The following is a 15,639-nucleotide window of genomic DNA, read 5'->3' on the forward strand; positions in this document are numbered from 1 at the left end:
GGCCCCGCTCTCCCGCCGCATGGCAGGGGGCGGGGCCGTGGGCGACTGGGTCAGTCGGCCCGAGCCGCGGCCTGTTGAGGAATCGTCAAGACCTGTGGATCAATTCAGTTGGGCTGGTCCCTGTGTCGCAACTGACGGCTCGCTGCGTTTCGGATGCGGCTGGTTCGTCCGCATTCGGCCAGCAGTCTGAGGGCCTTGGGTGAGGTTACGATCTGCGTGGTTGCGGCCGTGCGCTGGAACCAGTCGGTCGCCCCGGTGAGCTCTTCGGCGGTCCATGGGTTGCCCAGGGCGATGGTTCTGAGCAGGGTCCACTCGCGCAGGCGGAGGGTGAGGAAGTCGCGATCCGTGATCACCTCGGTCATGGTCTGGGCCCAGGCCGTGAACCGGGGGTCGGTCAGCAGGTCGGCGGCCCGGCGGTCCAGATGGCGTCCCACCGCGCTGTCCGCCATCGTCGCGTCCTGGTCGCGCAGGACGGCGGCCACCAGGTCGGCCTCGTCCGCCTCGGCGACGGCTTCCAGTGCCTGCAGGTAGCGGGCGAAGCGCCGGTGCTCGGCGGGCTCCTCGTCGAGGTGGGGGCCGGTCATGCCGCGATCCCTTCCGGCCGCTCAACCAGCTGGCCGCGCTCGAAGCAGGCACCGGCCCGAACCAGGGCAACCAGGTGGGGGGCGTTGACTGCGCGCCAGCGGGCCTGTGCGGATTCGATCAGCTTGAACACCATGCCCAACGCGGCGGCCCGGCTGCCGGCGCCTTTGGTGACCTTGGTTCGCAGCCGGACGGTGGCGAAGGTTGACTCGATGGGGTTCGTGGTCCGCAGATGGATCCAGTGCTCGGCGGGAAAATCGAAGAACGCCAGGAGCTCGTCCTCGTCGTCGGTGATCCGCTTGACGACCTTGGGGTACTTCGCCCCGTATTGCTTGGCGAACGCGGCGACGGCCTGGGCCGCGTGCTCCTTGTCCTCGGCGTTGTAGATCTCCTGGATAGCGCGCTTGGCGGCGGGCTGGGCCGACTTCGGCAGTGCGTCCAGGACGTTGGCGGTCTTGTGCACCCAGCACCGCTGGTGGCGAGTGTCGGGGAAGACCTCGTGCAACGCGTTCCAGAAGCCGAGTGCGCCGTCGCCGACGGCCAGGACCGGGGCTCGCATGCCCCGGCGAGCGCAGTCGCGCAACAGCGCTGCCCATGCCTCGGACGACTCGCGATAGCCGTCGGTCATTCGCGATCAGCTCCTTGGTGCCGTCCGCGCGTACCCCCATCAGCACGAGCACGGCGGCCTTTGCCTCTTCCAGGCGTATCCGCAGGTGGACGCCGCCGGCCCAGACGTAGACGTAGTCGGTGGTGGACAGGTCGCAGTCCATGAACGCCGTGTGGTCGGCCTGCCACTGAGTGGTCAGCCGGGGCACCGTCGCGGGCGACAGGCCCGCCGAGGAGCCGAGGAATTGCTGGAGCGCGGGCATGAAATCGCCGGAGGCAGGCCATGGAGGTAGAGCAGCGGCAGCACTTCGCTGATCTTCGGGGACTTGCGGCACCAGGGCGGCAGGATCGCCGACGAGAACCGCTTGCGCTCACCGGTCACCTCATCGATCCGCTTGTCGTTCACCCGCGGGGCCCTGACCTGGACCGTCCCGGCCGCCGTTGCGACCTTCCTCGGCTGGTGGAAACCGTTGCGCACGACCAGACGCCGGCCGGTCTCGTCCCTCTGATCCGCCAACTCGGCTATGTAGCTGTTGACTTCGGCCTCCATCGCGGCGGCCAGCATACGCCGTGCGCCTTCACGGACGATCTCGTCAATCAAGGAGCCATTCGGGGTGGTGCCATCGGCGTTGACTACGCTGAGCACGGGCGTGCCTTCCCGACCGACGTTCGCAGCGTCGGCCTACTCGGTGACCTTCAATCGATCACTCGGGAAGGTACGCCCTTCGCGCGCCACCCCGAGGCCGATCCACAGACATCCGAGCTTGCTAAGAAGTCAAGCCGCGAGCGTGACTGGCGCCGTGGACGCGGCGGGAAACGCCTTGCCGGGATCGAACCTCTGCCCGGTCTGCAGGCAGTGGTGGAGGCATCCCAGGAGGCGGTTGAAGACGTTGCGCATGGCGGCGGTGTGCCGGTCCCCGAGGTCCCGGCGTCGGTCGTATTCGGCCTTGACCTGTGGGGAGGGCAGCGCGCCGAAGATCCATACGTAGCCTGCGGCGGCCAGGCGCTGGTTCTTCACCCGACGGTGGCGCACGAGGTGGCTCTTGCCGCTGGCGATGGTGACCGGCGCCGAGCCGGCATACGCCTTCAGAGCGCGGGCGTCGGCGAAGCGGGCGCGGTCGTCACCGATCTCGGCCAGGACGCGTGCGCCGGGTGAGCGGCCCTATCCCCGGGAAGCCGCCCAGGATTTCGGCGTCCGGATGCCCGGCGAACGCCTCGGCCGCAGCCTCGGCGAGGTCGTCGGCTGCCCGGCAGGCGGCATCCAACTGGGCTACCAGCGCGAGGGTTTGCCGCCCCATAGCCTGCTCGACGAGCGGCGGCTGGTGCAGGTAGTCGCTGGTGAAAATGGTGCGCAGCCGTTCCACCCAGACCTCGATGTTCCGCTGCCGTCCCGGCGGCTCTTCACGAGGCCGACGTGCCTGGACACCGCTTCAAGGGCTCCAAGACGACTGCCCGCATCTGCGGCACTGCCCCGCAGCTTCCGGGGCGGGTGCCCCGTCTGGGGTACAGGGCCCGGGGATCTGCGGCTGCGCCGTGTGGGCGCGAGTGGCCGGAAGCGATGCCGCAGGCAGGCAGCGGGGCCCGAGGACCCCGGCTGCGTGCCCGCCGGGACGGTGTGTCAGACCATGGCGAGTCGGTCCACCAGCAGCTCCACCCTCCGCTCGGCGTCCCCCGGCGGCAGCCGTCCCGCCCGGGTCAGGGTGGCCAGCCCGTGCATGGCCGCCCAGAACACCTCGGTGAACAATGCCGGGTGGACGCCGTCCCCGGCGACCTCGCCGAGGCTTTCCAGCAGGGCGGCGAAGGCGTCCTTCAGCGGCTCCGGGGTGTCCTCGTCCGCGAACGCCAGGCCGCCGTCGAGCTGGAACATGGCGTCGTAGACCGCCGGGTTGCGCTCGGCGAAGTCGAGGTAGGCGCGGGCGAGGGCGGTGACCCGGGTGCGAGGGCCGTCCGCGGCGGAGGTCGCGGCCCGCAGCGCCGCGGCCATCTCGGCGGCGCCCTCGAGGGCGACGGCGCCGATGATCTCGCGCTTGCCGCGGAAATGGCTGTAGAGGACGGGCTGGCTGTATTCGATGCGCTCGGCGAGCCGGCGGGTGGTGACCGCGTCCCAGCCCTGCTGCTCGGCGAGTTCGCGGGCTGTCGCCACGATGAGGCGCTCGCGGTCCGCCCGTTCGCGCTGCTTGCGTTCCTGTACCGACATGATTCGATTCTAGCGCCGCTAGACAAGCAAGCGGCAGCAGCGCTAGCGTTGCCTCATCAGCTAGCAACACTAGATTCCGGGAGGGTCATCATGCTCAACGCACTCGAGGTCTTAACCACCGTGGTCGTCGGCCTGATGGTGGGGGTGGAGTTCTCGGTCGCCTTCGTCATCAACCCGATCCTCGACGGACTCCCCGGCGACAACGGCCTGCGCGGCCGCACCCACGGGGCCCGGATGCTCGGCACCTTGATGCCGTTCTGGTACATCGGCTCACTCGTCCTGAGCGCGGTCTGGGCCATCGCAGGATGGCATCACCACGGCGCCGGCCTCGTCGTCCTCGCCGCCGCGCTGCTGATCTTGAGCGTGATCATGTCGCTCCTGCTGCTCGTCCCGATCAACAACCGGGGCAAGACGTGGACCACCGAGAACCTGCCCGAGGACTGGAAGGAGCAGATGAACCGCTGGGACCGCTTCCACTACGTCCGCGTCGCCGTCATCATTGCCGCCTTCGCTCTGTTGGTCGCCGCCCTCGCCTGAGCCCGCGGGCCGACACCGCGCTGGTGGCGCCGAACTGCGGGCCGTCGGCGGCCTGCCCGGCGGTCAGGACGAACGCCAGCGGACGGCACCTGCGGTCGGCGGCGAGGTGGACCTTGCTTGTCTGCCCACCCCGGGAGCGTCCCAGGAGTGCGGCGCTTCAGCCGGAGTTTGCAACGGCGCCGGATGCGCCGTCGCTCTTCCCGCCCGGGATCGTGAACGACCCGGTTCGAGATATCGTTCGAGGCCGGAAGGCAAGGAACAAGTCAAAGGTCAGTGGCTCGCTCGTGGCGGGGTTCGTACATGCCCACTTCGCCGCCGCCCGGCAGGCGGAACCGGGTGAGGCGGCCCCAGCCAGCATCTGTGACCGGTTGCGTGAACTCGACGCCCTTCGCGGCCAGCTCTCCCACGGTCGCGTTGACGTCGTCGCACATGAGGTAGAACTCGTGCGACTCCGGGCCGTCCGTAGGATGCACGGCGATCTCTGCCGGTGGCAGTTTGAAGATCAGCCAGCCGCCGCCCGCGTCCACGTGCGGATAGCCCAGCACATCCTTGAAGAACGCCCGGTCGGCTTCCGCATCTCGGCTGTAGAGGATGACGTGTCCACCATTGATCATGTGACGAGCATAAGCGGTGGAGGCGACGCTGCTCGCCTTCTGCCGGGACCAGATCGCCGCCTACAAGGTTCCGCGACGCATCGTCCTGCGGACCACCGCACTCCCGCGCACCGCGACCGGGAAACTGGTCCGCACCGCGCTTACGGAAGAGGCGCAGGCCCTGTGGAAGGGCGCGGAAGGCTGACGCCGAGCCAGCCCAGGGCTGCCAAGTTAGCCGTGAGGTCGGCGGGTGAGGGTGTGTCAGGGCATGCTGGGGTTGGTAGTAGCCACTCCAACGCTTCCTGTCCGCAGCGCCTGGGCGTCGTAGACGACGACCACGGGCCGTATACAGCGCTGCAGATCGGACTCGATCAGGTCTTCGGCGGCGGCGATGCGCCGCGGCGGCACTGTCGAGTTCCCTGACACCCACGGACAACTTGACAACGCCACAGCCGGACGCATCGGTGAGACGGCTCGTTCCTATCGGTGAGACGGCTCGTTCCTAAGCGACCGTGAGCACGATCTTGCCCTGGATGTGCCCCCGGGCGATGCGCTCGTGCGCCGCCCGGGCATCCGCGAGCGGGAACGTGCTGTCGATCGCGACGCGAATCTTCCCCGCGTCAACCAAGCTCTCCAGTTCGGCGAGCTGCGCGCCGCTCGAGCGGACCGACACGGCCGTGACCGTGACACCCAACTCCGCGTTCTCCTCGTCGTCGAACTGGCCGAAGTACACCGGGTAGAGGGACCCGCCGCGCTTGAGGGTGCGCAGGAAGCGCCTGCTGGCTGGACCCCCGACGGCGTCCAGGACCAGGTCGACGTCACGGACGACCTCCTCGGGCCGCTCCTTGGTGTAGTCGATGAACTCGTCGGCGCCGAGCTCGCGCAGGAACGTCTCGTGGGCGCCGGAGGCCACGGCGATGACGCGGGCCCCCTTCCACTTGGCCAGTTGGAGAGCGAGGTGCCCCACGCCACCGGCAGCGCCGTTGATGAGCACCGTGCTCTCGCTGTCGAGTGCCATCGGGCGGTGCTGGGCCTCTTGGAACGGCGAGGGATGATCGTGCCCGAGCTCGATCAAGAACTGCCACGCCGTCAACCCCGACATGGCCAGGGCGGCGGCGTGCACGTGGTCGATGCCAGCCAGCTTGCGGGCGAGGTCGGACGCCGGTGCGGTGACGTACTCGGCGTACGCGCTGCTCTGGAGAACGGTGGGGAAGCGCAGAAGGCCGATCACCTCATCTCCGACCGCGAAGCCGTTGACGTCGGCGGCAACGGCTTCCACGACGCCTGAGACGTCGGTCCCCGGAATCAGGGGGAGATGGAACTGAGGCCTGATCTCGGGGGGTATGTCGGGCATCCCCTCGCGCGCGTACCGGTCAGGAGGGTTGACGCCGACCGCGTGCACGCGCACGAGCACCTCACCCGGCCCCGGCTCGGGAACCGGCACCTCCTCATGGCGCAGCACCTCAGGGCCGCCGAACTCGTGCAGCTGGATCGCCTTCATGGTCTGTTTCGGCACAGCTCTTTCCTGCGTCTCTCTCGGGGGTAAACTAAGTGAACCAATGATCCGTTTTTCTGGACCATTGATCCGAATATATGGACCACTGATCCGGATAGTCAAGAGGGACAGATGCGGGCCGACGCCAGGAAGAACCGCGACCACCTGCTCGCAGTAGCGGGCACCGCCATCGCCGAGCAGGGCGTCGACGTGTCACTGCGCGACATCGCGCGCAGGGCCGATGTCGGGCTCGCGACGCTGCTGCGGCACTTCCCGACACGCGAGGCGCTGCTCGATGCCCTGCTCCACACGAGCTTCAACGAGCTGACCGCCAAGGCAGGCGCCCTCGAAACGGACGACTCACCCGGCGATGCCCTCGTTTCATGGCTGCGCGACTGCGTCGGGTGGACAACCGAGTACCGGGGCGCGGTCGTGCTGATGGCAGCCGCCATCGAGGACCCCAAGTCCGCACTCCACACTTCGTGCGTCACCCTGCGCGCAGCCGGTGCGCGGCTCCTCACCCGTGCCCAGGCCGCGGGCATGGCGCGGACCGACATTGATGGCGCCGACTTGTTCGCGCTGGTAGAGGCGCTCGCCTGGCTCGGCGACCAGCGCTCGCTCGCGCCACGCGCCGATCACCTCTTCGACGTTGTCGCCAGCGCGATCCTGACCAGCACAGCGAGCAGCGATACCGAGGGGGAACGCCGCCCTCGCGCCCGTAGCTGAAATCGTCGCGCACGCGGACCGGCGAACTCGGCCGCGTGCCCGGCAAGAGCGGATCGACGCCGAGTTCGCCAAGGCGGTCAAGGTCACCGGCATCGAGCCGCGCGCTCCCCGGGAGCGGACCGCGAACGCTGGGAAGCGGCCGACGAAGGCGGCGCGCACGAACAGTTCGAGGCCCAGGGCATCTTGTTGGGGACGGATGCCGGCGGTGCCGTCATCCAGCAGTTCGTCGAGCCGGTTAGGCGATGAGTGACGCACGAAGCGCGGAGTGCGGATTCGATGTCCTCGATGGCGGCTGCCATCAGCACGGTCACGCCCCGGTACTCGGTTGTCCACCCGACGCAGTCGCGTAGCCACGAAACGAGAGCGTCTTCGGGCGAGCTCGACATCTCGAACTCGCCTGCCTTTGCCGTCAGTTCGTGTGGAGCAGGGCATCGAGCAGCGCCTCGCGTGTCGGGAAGTGCCGCAGCAGCGCCGTCGCCGTCTCCACCGGCACCCGCGCCGCCCTGCCCCCCATTCTCGGATTCGACACCGTGCGCCCCTGGACCAGCCGCGAGGCCACCAGCGCCGACAAGGTGCCCGGCCGCCTCGCCGTCGTCGGCGGTGGTGTGGTGGCCGTCGAGATGGCCACCGCCTGGCAGGCCCTCGGCTCCCAGGTGACCATGCTGGTCCTCGAGAACGGGCTCCTCGAGCGGATGGAGCCGTTCGCCGGCGAACTGGTCGCCGACGGACTGCGCGAAGCAGGCGTCAACATCCGCTTCAACACCACCGTCACCTCCATGGCCCGCGAGGGCGGCGAGGACAGCGAGGTGCGGATCACGCTGTCCGACGGCGGGCAGCTGGCCGTGGACGAGATCCTGCTGGCGACCGGCCGCGCCCCGCAGACCCGCGACGTCGGCCTGGAGACCGTCGGTCTCACCCCCGGCGACTGGCTGACCGTCGACGACACCTTCCGGGTCACCGGCGTCGACGGCGGCTGGCTCTACGCCGTCGGCGACGTCAACCGCCGCGCCCTGATGACGCATCAGGGCAAGTACCAGGCCCGGATCGCCGGCACCGTCATCGGCGCCCGCGCCAAGGCAGAGCCCATCGACGACGCCCCCTGGGGCGCGCATGTCGCCACCGCCGACCACGCGGCCGTCCCCCAGGTCGTCTTCACCACCCCCGAGGTCGCCTCCGTCGGCCTGACCAGCCGCGAGGCCGAGCAGAGCGGCCGCAGCATCGAGGTCGTCGACTACGACCTCGCCCGCGTCGCCGGCGCCCACCAGTACGGCGAGGACTACCGCGGCCGGGCCCGCATGCTTATCGACACCGACCGCAACACCGTGGTGGGCGTCACCTTCGCCGGCCCCGGCGTCGGGGAACTGGTGCACTCGGCCACCATCGCGGTCGCCGGCGAGGTGCCCCTCGACCGGCTCTGGCACGCCGTCCCCGCCTTCCCCACCCTCGGCGAAGTCTGGCTGCGGCTGCTGGAGACCTACCGCGGCTGAGCCTGCTCCGGCCGGCGTGCGGGGCGGTCCTGGCCTCCGCCGGGTGACTCGGTCGTCTGCGGGCGAGGAGCGATCCCCCCTATCCCGGTGGCCGGCAGTCTTCTTCGGTCGACGTGCCCGCCCCGCCAGGAGTGCGCAGAGAGGGACGCGGCAGCCATGAACCACCCGTGGGACTACTTCACCGCGAACGAGCGGCAGGCGGGACTGGACGGCGACCGGTCTGGCTCGCGACTGCGCCGATCGCGGCCGCACTGGTCTTCGCCCTGCCACTGCGGCTGGCTCGCCCACCGGTACCGGTGGGCGCACGTCCCCCTGGTCTCCGGCCTCGGCGTGCTGCACACCGTGCCGGCCCTGGTGATGTTCCTGACGATCCCCGAAGTGCTGGGCACTCGGATCCTCGACCCGCTCAACGTCGTGATCGCGTTGAGCGGGTACACCTTCGCACTGCTCGTGCGGAGCGTGGTGGACGGCCTGGACACGGTACCGGCGGACGTCCTCGCCACGGCCGCCGCCCTCGGGCACACCGCGCGCCAGCAGCTGCTGCCGGTGCAGCTGCCACTGGCCCTCTCGGTCATCGGCGCGGGCCTGCGTGTGGCCGCCGTCTCCAACGTCAGACTCGTCTCGGTCGCCTCCGTCATCGGGTCGGCCGGCTCGTCCTCCTGCGCTCGCTTACCGGCCGCGGACTGAGCGGGTTCAGCCGGTCATCTCCGACGCCCCCGCCAGTCGCGCCGACGCCATCGCCCCCGTCTTGCACCGCGTCCGATCCTGCCCGCCGTGCGCGAGGCCGACAGTCCAGCACCCCAGGGCGGAGACCGTCCAGCACCGGCAACCTCCTCCCTGGCGCCCGGGGCATCCGACGCGCCACACCAGGCACCTTCAAGATCAGGACCTACAGTTGAAGTACGCGGCGGACCTGGCGGGAGGCGGGCTGAACCAATCGGTTCGGCTGCCGGACGGGGGCCCGTCGCCGGAACGGGGCGGGCAGGGATGGAAGCGGAGGTGCTTTCGAAATGCCCAACGATGACGTGCTCGCGCTTGTCGACGAGGGCGGCCGGGTGGTCGAGTGGACACGCCCCGCCGAGGAGCTGTTCGGATGGTCCGCCGAACAGGCCGTCGGCCGGTCCGTGACCGCGCTCCTGCGTGAGCCCGCCACCGACGGCGAACAGCGACGGGAAAGACTCCCGGACACCAGCGCGATCCAGGTCAAGCCGATGCTGCACGGCACCTCTGTGCTGTGGCAGGTGCGCGCGGCAGAGGGCACCGCACCGGGACGGAACACACCCGAGCACAAAGTGTCGGGATGGGACGTGCCGGGGCAGGTCCTGTCGATCTTGGAAGCTGTGTTCGCCCATTCCCCGGTGGGACTGCTCGTCCTCGACGACCGACTGCGCGTGGTCCGCACGAGCAGCGCCGCCGGCGGGCTGTGCGACACCTCTGCGGGGCAGGCGGGGCACCTGGCGGGCAGGCACTTCACCGAGGCGTGTGCATTCGAGGACGCCCAGGAAGAAGCCGTCGTAGCGCGACGGGTCCTAGGGAGCGGCAAGCCGGAGGTGAACCGGACCGTCCGGGTCCTGAGAGCACCGGGCGGGCCCCGAAGCCGCACCGCATCCGTCTCCTACTTCCGCCTGGCGGACTCCCACGGCGATGCCATCGGAGTGGTGGTGGCGTACATGGTCGACGTCTCCGAGCGGGAGAACGCACAGCACCGCCTCGCCCTCCTGGAAGCGGTCCGCACGCGCGTGGGGCACCGGCTGAATGTGATGCACGTCTGCCAGGAGCTGGTGGAGGCCGTGATGCCCGCCTTCGCCGACGTCGCCGATGTCGAGGTGATCGAGGACGTCGTCCGCGGGGAAGACCCTCCCCCCTCCCCCGTCCAGCCGGACCTCCCGCTGCGCCGAGCGGCCTTCCGCGGCGACATCGGGAGTCACCCGGCCGCAGTCGTGCGCCCCTTGCCGGCCGGCACCCCCTTCTCGCACGTCCTGTCCGACCTCCGGCCCCGCCTCATCCCCCTCGAAAAGAACAGCTCATGGCAGGCCGCCGACCCCGAACGAGCCGACATCATCGAGCGATCCGGCGCCCACTCCCTGATCGTCGCGCCACTGGCGATGCACGGGCAGACTCTGGGCGTGGTCAGCTTCTACCGTGGCCGGCAGCAGGACCCCTTCGAGCAGGACGACATCACGGTGGCCTGCGCGGTGTGCGCGCACGCGGCGCTCTGCATCAACAACGCCCGCCTCTTCATGCGCGAATGGATGATCGCGTCGACCGTCCAGCGCAGGCTTCTCCCCCAGCACCCCGCCGCGCAGGCCACGGTGGAGATCGCCCCACTGCACCACGCCGACCCGCAGGGCGGCAGCGCATGGTTCGACACCATCGCCCTGCCGGGCGCGCGGACCGCGCTGATCGTCGGCAACGTGGCCGGGCAGGGCATCGCCGCCGCCGTCACCATGGGACTGCTGCGCACAGCGCTCCATACACTCGCCGCCCTGGACCTGGAGCCCGACGAACTGCTGGCCCGCCTGAGCGACACCGCAGCCCGTCTCGTCGCCGCACGCGCCTCACTGCCCCCCACCGACCCCCTCAACCGCGAACCGCTCACCGCCGGCTGCATCATCGCCATCTACGACCCGGTCGACCTCACCTGCACCATCGCCCGCTCCGGCCTCCCCGAACCGATCGTGATCCTCCCCGACGGCACCCCCGCCGACCTGTCCGTCCCCCCAGGCCCCCCGCTCGCCGAAGCGGACAACGCCCCCTTCCCCGCCACCACCGTCAGCATCTCCGAAGGAACCACGCTGGCCATGGGCACAGCCACACTCGCCGACCAGCTCCTGGCACCCAGCGGCCCCCTGCGCCCACTCCTGCACCGCACCCCCGCAACGCCCCTGCCGCACATACGCGACACCCTCGCCGACGCACTCACCCACAACCACCCCACCGGCGAGACACTCCTCCTTCTCGCCCGCACCAAAGCACTGCCCGCCGACCAGGTACTGACCTGCGACCTCCCCGCAGACCCCGAGGCCGCACCGATCGCCCGCGCCGCCACCCGCCGCCAACTGGACGCCTGGAAGGTGGACGGAGAAACAGCATTCACCACCGAACTCATCGTCAGCGAGTTCGTCGGCAACGCGGTCCGCTACGGCACCCCGCCCCTACGACTCCGCCTGCTCCACCACCAGAAGCTGACCTGCGAAGTCACCGACACCGCAGCCAGCGCCCCCCAGGTCAAACACGCCCGCACCATCGACGAGACAGGCCGAGGCCTGCACATCGTCGCCACCCTCGCCGACCAATGGGGCACCCGCTACCAGCCCCAACGAAAAACCGTCTGGGCAGAACAGCCGACGGGGGCGTCGGCGGCACCTCCATAACCCGAGTCGCCCGCAAGGAAGTAACCGCGCGGGCACGGCGCCCGGACGGCCAGGCGCCGCACCCCACTTCAAAGCTCTGTCTCGCGCGGCGTCGCCTGCTCGCCGCGGTCGCCACTACTCGACGATCAGCTCGACCGGACTGCTGCCGCGGGTCGCCTTGGAGCAGGGACAGACCTGGACCGCGCGACCGTCCCAACCGTTGGCGGTGGCAACGGCGGAGTACAGCGTGTCCATCGATACCTCGGTCAAACCCCCCATGACGTACGAAGTTGATCTGGCTCCACCGGTATGACAAGGCAGTTCAGGCCAGGGAGCCTCTTCCAACCTGATGGGTCTGCTGCACGATCGGGTGACATCTGAACTGGCTTGCCCTGTGGGGCGAGTGGGAAAGATGTCGCTGCGCCCAAGCCTGTGACGCTGTCGAAGTGGATGCGTCGCGCGGACATCGACGACGGTGTGAAACCCGTGACGAGCACGAAGGAGAACGCGGAACTGCGTGCCGCGCGTCAGCGGATCAAGCGGGGATTCACGGTGAGAGCCGCTGCTCTCAACGACGCCGGATCCCAGCCATTTTCCCCAGGTCAGCCACGGATTCGCCGTCAAATGATCGCAGCCGTCCAAGTCGAGCGGTTCGTGTCGGCAGCAGCAGCGACAGCCATGGCCATCCCCGTGGTCAGCCGCACGCGGCCGTGGTCGGCTGTCGACGATAAGGGGTGAGTCTGCGACCTGGCTCGCCTCGGTATGCGTGCCTCGTGGATCCGTTCCCGATCACGTACATGGATGAGCCGATTCCCTCGGAAGACCGCAGGAAAGCGCCGGGCCTGGCAGACTGTGCGCCACCTGGGGGGATTGTCGTGCCGGATGAGCTGACCGTCTGCCGGATACTCGGGGACCAGCCGTTCGCCGAGATCGGCCGGCCCGTGTGGGCGGTGACCGACGAGCGTCACGGCTGTGTCATCGCGGCCGGTGACCTCGGGCACGTCATGTGGCGCGGTACGGGCCACTGGCTCGGCTACCGGATAGGCGTGTACGAGGCCGGCACGCTCCGTCCGCGCCACGTCGTCGCCTCCCGCTACTCCGTATGTGCCATCGAGCCTCACCCCGAGCTGCCGCTCGTCGCCGTCGGCACCGGCCGCTACGACGGCTCGTGGGACTTTCAGGGACAGCTGCTCCTGCTGCACCTGGAGACCGGGCGCGTGACGAACCTGCTGAGCAAGAGCCGCCAAGTGCGCCACCTGCGCTGGCTGGAGGACGGCAGGCTCGCGATGCTGCTCTCCCCCGAGGACAAGGACGGCGGCTTCCGCAAGGGCTTCGAGCTGGCCGTCGCGGTGGACGACTGGCTGTCTGCTCCGGCCGGTCTGGTCGACCCCGACGACACACGCCATCCGATGGTCGAGAGCGGGCTCCTTTACGACCCGCATGTGGAGAACACCCTCGCGCGGCTGACGGAGGGCCGGTGGCGGCGGCGGGCGGAGGTGCGGGACCTGGCGGTGCTGGCCGACGGCCGGGTGCTCGCCACCGGCCGGCACACGGACCTCGAATGCTGGGATCCGTCGGGCGCGCTGAAGTGGGCTCTTCCTGCGGACGGGGAGGGGAGCGTCCGGGTCGAGGCGGCCCCTGACGACGAGTCGGCGTGGGTGACGTACCGGGGCTACCGGCGCGACGAGGTGACGGGTCGCCCGGTTGACCGCGCGACCACTGTTCGGCGGATATCGACGGCGGACGGCGGTGCGGTGGACTGCGTGGACGTGCCGTCGGTCCCCGCACTGTGCGCCGCGGACGAAGGCTGGCTTGCCCTGCGCCCGCAAGGGCGCGACGCACACGCCGCTCTGCTGCTCGCCCCCACGCACCAGGAGGCGGCACGCCTCGGTCTCGTCCCCAGCCGCTCCAACTCCCCGGCGCTGCGCGTCAGACACAGCGCCCGTCTGCTGTATGTGGACGGCCCCGGCCCGGACGACGACGCGCCGTGGATCCACGCGATCGATCCTCCAGGCGCCCACGGCCCCGCCACTCTGCGCGCCCTCTTCCCCTTGCGCTGGGACCCGGCGTCCGCACTCCAGCCCTGGTACGGCCCCGCCGTCGAGCTGACACACACCCTCGTCCACGCGGGCCGGTCATACGAACAGGGCGCCGCCTACGTGGAAGCCCGCGAGGGCACGTACGTCGTGAGCCGCCGGCTGCCGGACGGAGAGGCACGCTGGGTGTACGGCACCGACAAGCCGCTCGCCGATCTCGACGGCGACGAGCGGAGGGTGTACGTCGTGTATCTCACCGGTGAGGTGGAGACCCTGGACACGGCGACGGGCGAGGTGCGAGCCCGGCACACCCTGCGCGCGCACGGCCACCCGGTCACGCCGGTGTCCGCCGCGTACCGGGCGGAGCAACAGCGGCTGGTCGTGGGGACGGTGGACGGGCGGATCCTGGACTGCTCGGTCCCGGGTTGACCGGGTCAGTAGAAACCGCCCGCCACTAGACGAGTTGATCCGAAGTGGTCAGCGAAGGGAGTCGGTGACGAATCGTGCCCGCTTCGCGACGGAGGTGAGGGGAAGGTGTACCAGTTCGTAACCGTAGGCGGTGTACGTGGTGACCATTGACTCGTAGGTGCGCTCGGCCTCCTGGTAGGACTGCCTGCGCTCGCTGTCCTGCTTGTAGATCTCCGGCCAGGGGGTGCGATGAACACGCGGTGGTGGTACCGAAACCTCTGCGCGGCAGTGTGAACGTGGTCCGGTACGGGCAGCCCTTCCAGCTTCAGGTAGCCCACGATGTCAGGGACTCCTCGGTCGAAGAGGACGGGTGCCGTCTGTGCTGCGGCGATGCGGTAAGAACGCAGTTCCCAGCAGAGCATCAGTTCGGCGAACAAAGCTGTATCTGCCCAGGGCAGCGCCCGTCCGGCGATTGCGACCTGGTCCTGGATGATGCCGCGCCCTGCCTCATGGGACCGCGCGTAGCCGTGGGTCGGACCGCAGTGGTCGGCGCGCAGCTGGGCGAGTATCTCGCCGTAGTGGTCGGCGTACAGGATCCCTTCGACCACCACGTGATATCCGGCGTCCAGGGCGTAGCGGGCGGTCAGGTCGATCAGGCCGATGTTCGCCGCGCCGGGCCGGTCCCGCTCGCGCAGCACAATCCGGCGGAGGTTGTCCTGGCCGACGAGGGCCAGGCCACAGCCGAAACGGTCGCGGATGCCGGCCGCGACGGACGACTTGCCCGAGGCGCTGTTACCGCGCAGGACGACCAGCCTCGTGTCTTCGGGTACCCACCATCATCCGCGGAGGCTACCGGCAGCCACCGACACCGCCCGCCCGTTGCCGGTGACAAGGCGCGGCGACGGCACCGAACGCATCACCAACGCCACGCTGGACGCGGTGCAACGTCTTCGCCGTTGGGCAGGACCGCGGAGAGCAGCACGATGCGGGTGGCGGGGGTGTCGCGGCGGATGCGGGTGGTGTTCGTCCACGAGGCCGCGAACTGGCGGGACGGTGGAGCGTGCGACCGCTGACCTGGTCACGGCCGGATGGGAGCCGCTCGCCGCCTACCAGGGCGTCCACAACGGCTGGAAGGCTCTCCACGCGGTGTGCGGGCAGATCCGGTATCCGCGGCTCGCCGAGATCCGGTCCGGACAGGTGTGCTGCTCGGGCTGCAACGGATCGGTGCGGGTCAGCGACGAGGAGGCCGCCGAGTTCATGCGCTCCGCCGGCTTCAAACCGCTGGCCCCCTACCCGGGCAGCCAGATGCCGTGGCTGTGTCAGTGCCTGCGGTGCGGCGGCACCGTCAAACCCCGATACACCACCGTGCGCAAGGGCGGCGGATGCGGGAAGTGCGCGCTGGTCGGACGGGTGGCCACGCGGCGGACCAACTTCTCGGTCCAGGCGGTTGCGGAGATGCGCGCCGTCGGCCTCGAGCCGATGGAGCCCTGCCCGGGGACGCTGGCCCGGTGGCGATGCCAGCACGTGTGTGGGCGAGTCGTCTTCCCCACCCATCACCTGGCGAAGTACGGGCGAGGGGTGTGCCGCCAGTGCTCGGGGAAGCCCGCTCGTCGAGCCTC

General features: G+C 69.8%; 15 protein-coding genes and 6 pseudogenes. 8 read left to right on the forward strand and 13 right to left on the reverse strand.

The features are described from left to right. Nucleotides 1-104 precede the first annotated feature (104 nt). The 4 genes and pseudogenes from C4B68_RS00720 to C4B68_RS00740 form a co-directional block, all read right to left on the reverse strand. The gene (locus C4B68_RS00720; protein ID WP_099506554.1) at nt 105-584 is read right to left on the reverse strand and encodes a hypothetical protein; all 480 of its coding nucleotides are present in this window, start codon (nt 582-584) and stop codon (nt 105-107) included. Then, nucleotides 581-1,834 (reverse strand): annotated as a pseudogene (locus C4B68_RS00725) (IS256 family transposase). Before C4B68_RS00725 ends, C4B68_RS00720 begins: the two are co-directional and overlap by 4 nt. Before the next feature lie 129 nt (nt 1,835-1,963). Beyond that, nucleotides 1,964-2,579: pseudogene (locus C4B68_RS42705) on the reverse strand (transposase); the annotation flags it as partial. A gap of 227 nt (nt 2,580-2,806) precedes the next feature. Further along, entirely contained in the window at nt 2,807-3,385 is a 579-nt protein-coding gene (locus C4B68_RS00740) for a TetR/AcrR family transcriptional regulator (protein WP_099506557.1), read from the reverse strand. Between the two features lie 90 nt (nt 3,386-3,475). On the opposite strand from C4B68_RS00740, the gene C4B68_RS00745 reads away from it, so the two are divergent. Continuing rightward, the gene (locus tag C4B68_RS00745) at nt 3,476-3,922 is read left to right on the forward strand and encodes an anthrone oxygenase family protein (protein ID WP_099506558.1); all 447 of its coding nucleotides are present in this window, start codon (nt 3,476-3,478) and stop codon (nt 3,920-3,922) included. 34 nt (nt 3,923-3,956) lie between these two features. On the opposite strand, the pseudogene C4B68_RS42710 reads toward C4B68_RS00745, so the two are convergent. After that, nucleotides 3,957-4,067 (reverse strand): annotated as a pseudogene (locus C4B68_RS42710) (IS5/IS1182 family transposase); the annotation flags it as partial. Nucleotides 4,068-4,185: 118 nt separating this feature from the next. Continuing rightward, entirely contained in the window at nt 4,186-4,536 is a 351-nt protein-coding gene (locus C4B68_RS00755; RefSeq protein ID WP_099506559.1) for a VOC family protein, read from the reverse strand. 16 nt (nt 4,537-4,552) lie between these two features. Here C4B68_RS00755 and C4B68_RS40975 point away from each other — a divergent pair, with 16 nt between their 5' ends. After that, a complete protein-coding gene (locus C4B68_RS40975; protein ID WP_107475423.1) occupies nt 4,553-4,720 on the forward strand; it encodes an AMP-binding enzyme in 168 nt (55 codons plus the stop codon). A 56-nt stretch (nt 4,721-4,776) separates the two neighbouring features. On the opposite strand, the gene C4B68_RS41560 is transcribed toward C4B68_RS40975, so the two are convergent. Both C4B68_RS41560 and C4B68_RS00760 read right to left on the reverse strand, forming a co-directional pair. Beyond that, nucleotides 4,777-4,923, reverse strand: coding sequence for a hypothetical protein (locus tag C4B68_RS41560; RefSeq protein ID WP_167458961.1), 147 nt, complete (start codon nt 4,921-4,923; stop codon nt 4,777-4,779). Between the two features lie 94 nt (nt 4,924-5,017). Further along, nucleotides 5,018-6,016, reverse strand: coding sequence for an NADP-dependent oxidoreductase (locus C4B68_RS00760; protein ID WP_099506574.1), 999 nt, complete (start codon nt 6,014-6,016; stop codon nt 5,018-5,020). A gap of 126 nt (nt 6,017-6,142) precedes the next feature. Here C4B68_RS00760 and C4B68_RS00765 point away from each other — a divergent pair, with 126 nt between their 5' ends. Further along, nucleotides 6,143-6,736: a TetR/AcrR family transcriptional regulator gene (locus C4B68_RS00765; RefSeq protein WP_099506560.1), complete on the forward strand. Its 594-nt coding sequence runs from the start codon at nt 6,143-6,145 to the stop codon at nt 6,734-6,736. A gap of 227 nt (nt 6,737-6,963) precedes the next feature. Here the strand turns inward: C4B68_RS00765 and C4B68_RS42715 are convergent. Continuing rightward, nucleotides 6,964-7,298: pseudogene (locus C4B68_RS42715) on the reverse strand (TetR/AcrR family transcriptional regulator); the annotation flags it as partial. Here C4B68_RS42715 and C4B68_RS44000 point away from each other — a divergent pair. From C4B68_RS44000 to C4B68_RS00785, 3 genes and pseudogenes are all read left to right on the forward strand, one after another. After that, nucleotides 7,207-8,223 (forward strand): annotated as a pseudogene (locus C4B68_RS44000) (FAD-dependent oxidoreductase); the annotation flags it as partial. The pseudogenes C4B68_RS42715 and C4B68_RS44000 sit on opposite strands and share 92 nt — an antisense overlap. A 156-nt stretch (nt 8,224-8,379) precedes the next feature. Further along, nucleotides 8,380-8,910 (forward strand): ABC transporter permease, encoded by a 531-nt coding sequence (locus tag C4B68_RS00780; protein ID WP_206337054.1) that lies wholly within the window; start codon nt 8,380-8,382, stop codon nt 8,908-8,910. 323 nt (nt 8,911-9,233) lie between these two features. Continuing rightward, nucleotides 9,234-11,597, forward strand: a complete 2,364-nt coding sequence (locus tag C4B68_RS00785; protein ID WP_099506561.1) for a SpoIIE family protein phosphatase — start codon at nt 9,234-9,236, stop codon at nt 11,595-11,597. A 114-nt stretch (nt 11,598-11,711) separates the two neighbouring features. Here C4B68_RS00785 and C4B68_RS44005 read toward each other — a convergent pair whose 3' ends face one another. Then, the gene (locus C4B68_RS44005; RefSeq protein WP_257217549.1) at nt 11,712-11,846 is read right to left on the reverse strand and encodes a hypothetical protein; all 135 of its coding nucleotides are present in this window, start codon (nt 11,844-11,846) and stop codon (nt 11,712-11,714) included. A gap of 162 nt (nt 11,847-12,008) precedes the next feature. Between C4B68_RS44005 and C4B68_RS41160 the strand changes: the two genes are divergently transcribed. Then, nucleotides 12,009-12,314, forward strand: a complete 306-nt coding sequence (locus C4B68_RS41160; protein WP_143674556.1) for a hypothetical protein — start codon at nt 12,009-12,011, stop codon at nt 12,312-12,314. Nucleotides 12,315-12,451: 137 nt separating this feature from the next. Beyond that, entirely contained in the window at nt 12,452-14,041 is a 1,590-nt protein-coding gene (locus C4B68_RS00790; RefSeq protein WP_099506562.1) for a PQQ-binding-like beta-propeller repeat protein, read from the forward strand. A gap of 5 nt (nt 14,042-14,046) precedes the next feature. On the opposite strand, the gene C4B68_RS00795 is transcribed toward C4B68_RS00790, so the two are convergent. From C4B68_RS00795 to C4B68_RS41565, 3 genes and pseudogenes are all read right to left on the reverse strand, one after another. Next, on the reverse strand, nt 14,047-14,514 hold the full coding sequence (locus tag C4B68_RS00795) for an AAA family ATPase (RefSeq protein ID WP_240634651.1): 468 nt from the start codon (nt 14,512-14,514) through the stop codon (nt 14,047-14,049). 27 nt (nt 14,515-14,541) lie between these two features. Next, nucleotides 14,542-14,832, reverse strand: a pseudogene (locus tag C4B68_RS42730) (P-loop NTPase family protein); the annotation flags it as partial. 294 nt (nt 14,833-15,126) lie between these two features. Then, a complete protein-coding gene (locus C4B68_RS41565) occupies nt 15,127-15,279 on the reverse strand; it encodes a hypothetical protein (protein WP_167458962.1) in 153 nt (50 codons plus the stop codon). Nucleotides 15,280-15,639 lie beyond the last annotated feature (360 nt).

The sequence above is a fragment of the Streptomyces dengpaensis genome, from assembly GCF_002946835.1.
Taxonomy (GTDB): Bacteria; Actinomycetota; Actinomycetes; order Streptomycetales; family Streptomycetaceae; genus Streptomyces; species Streptomyces dengpaensis.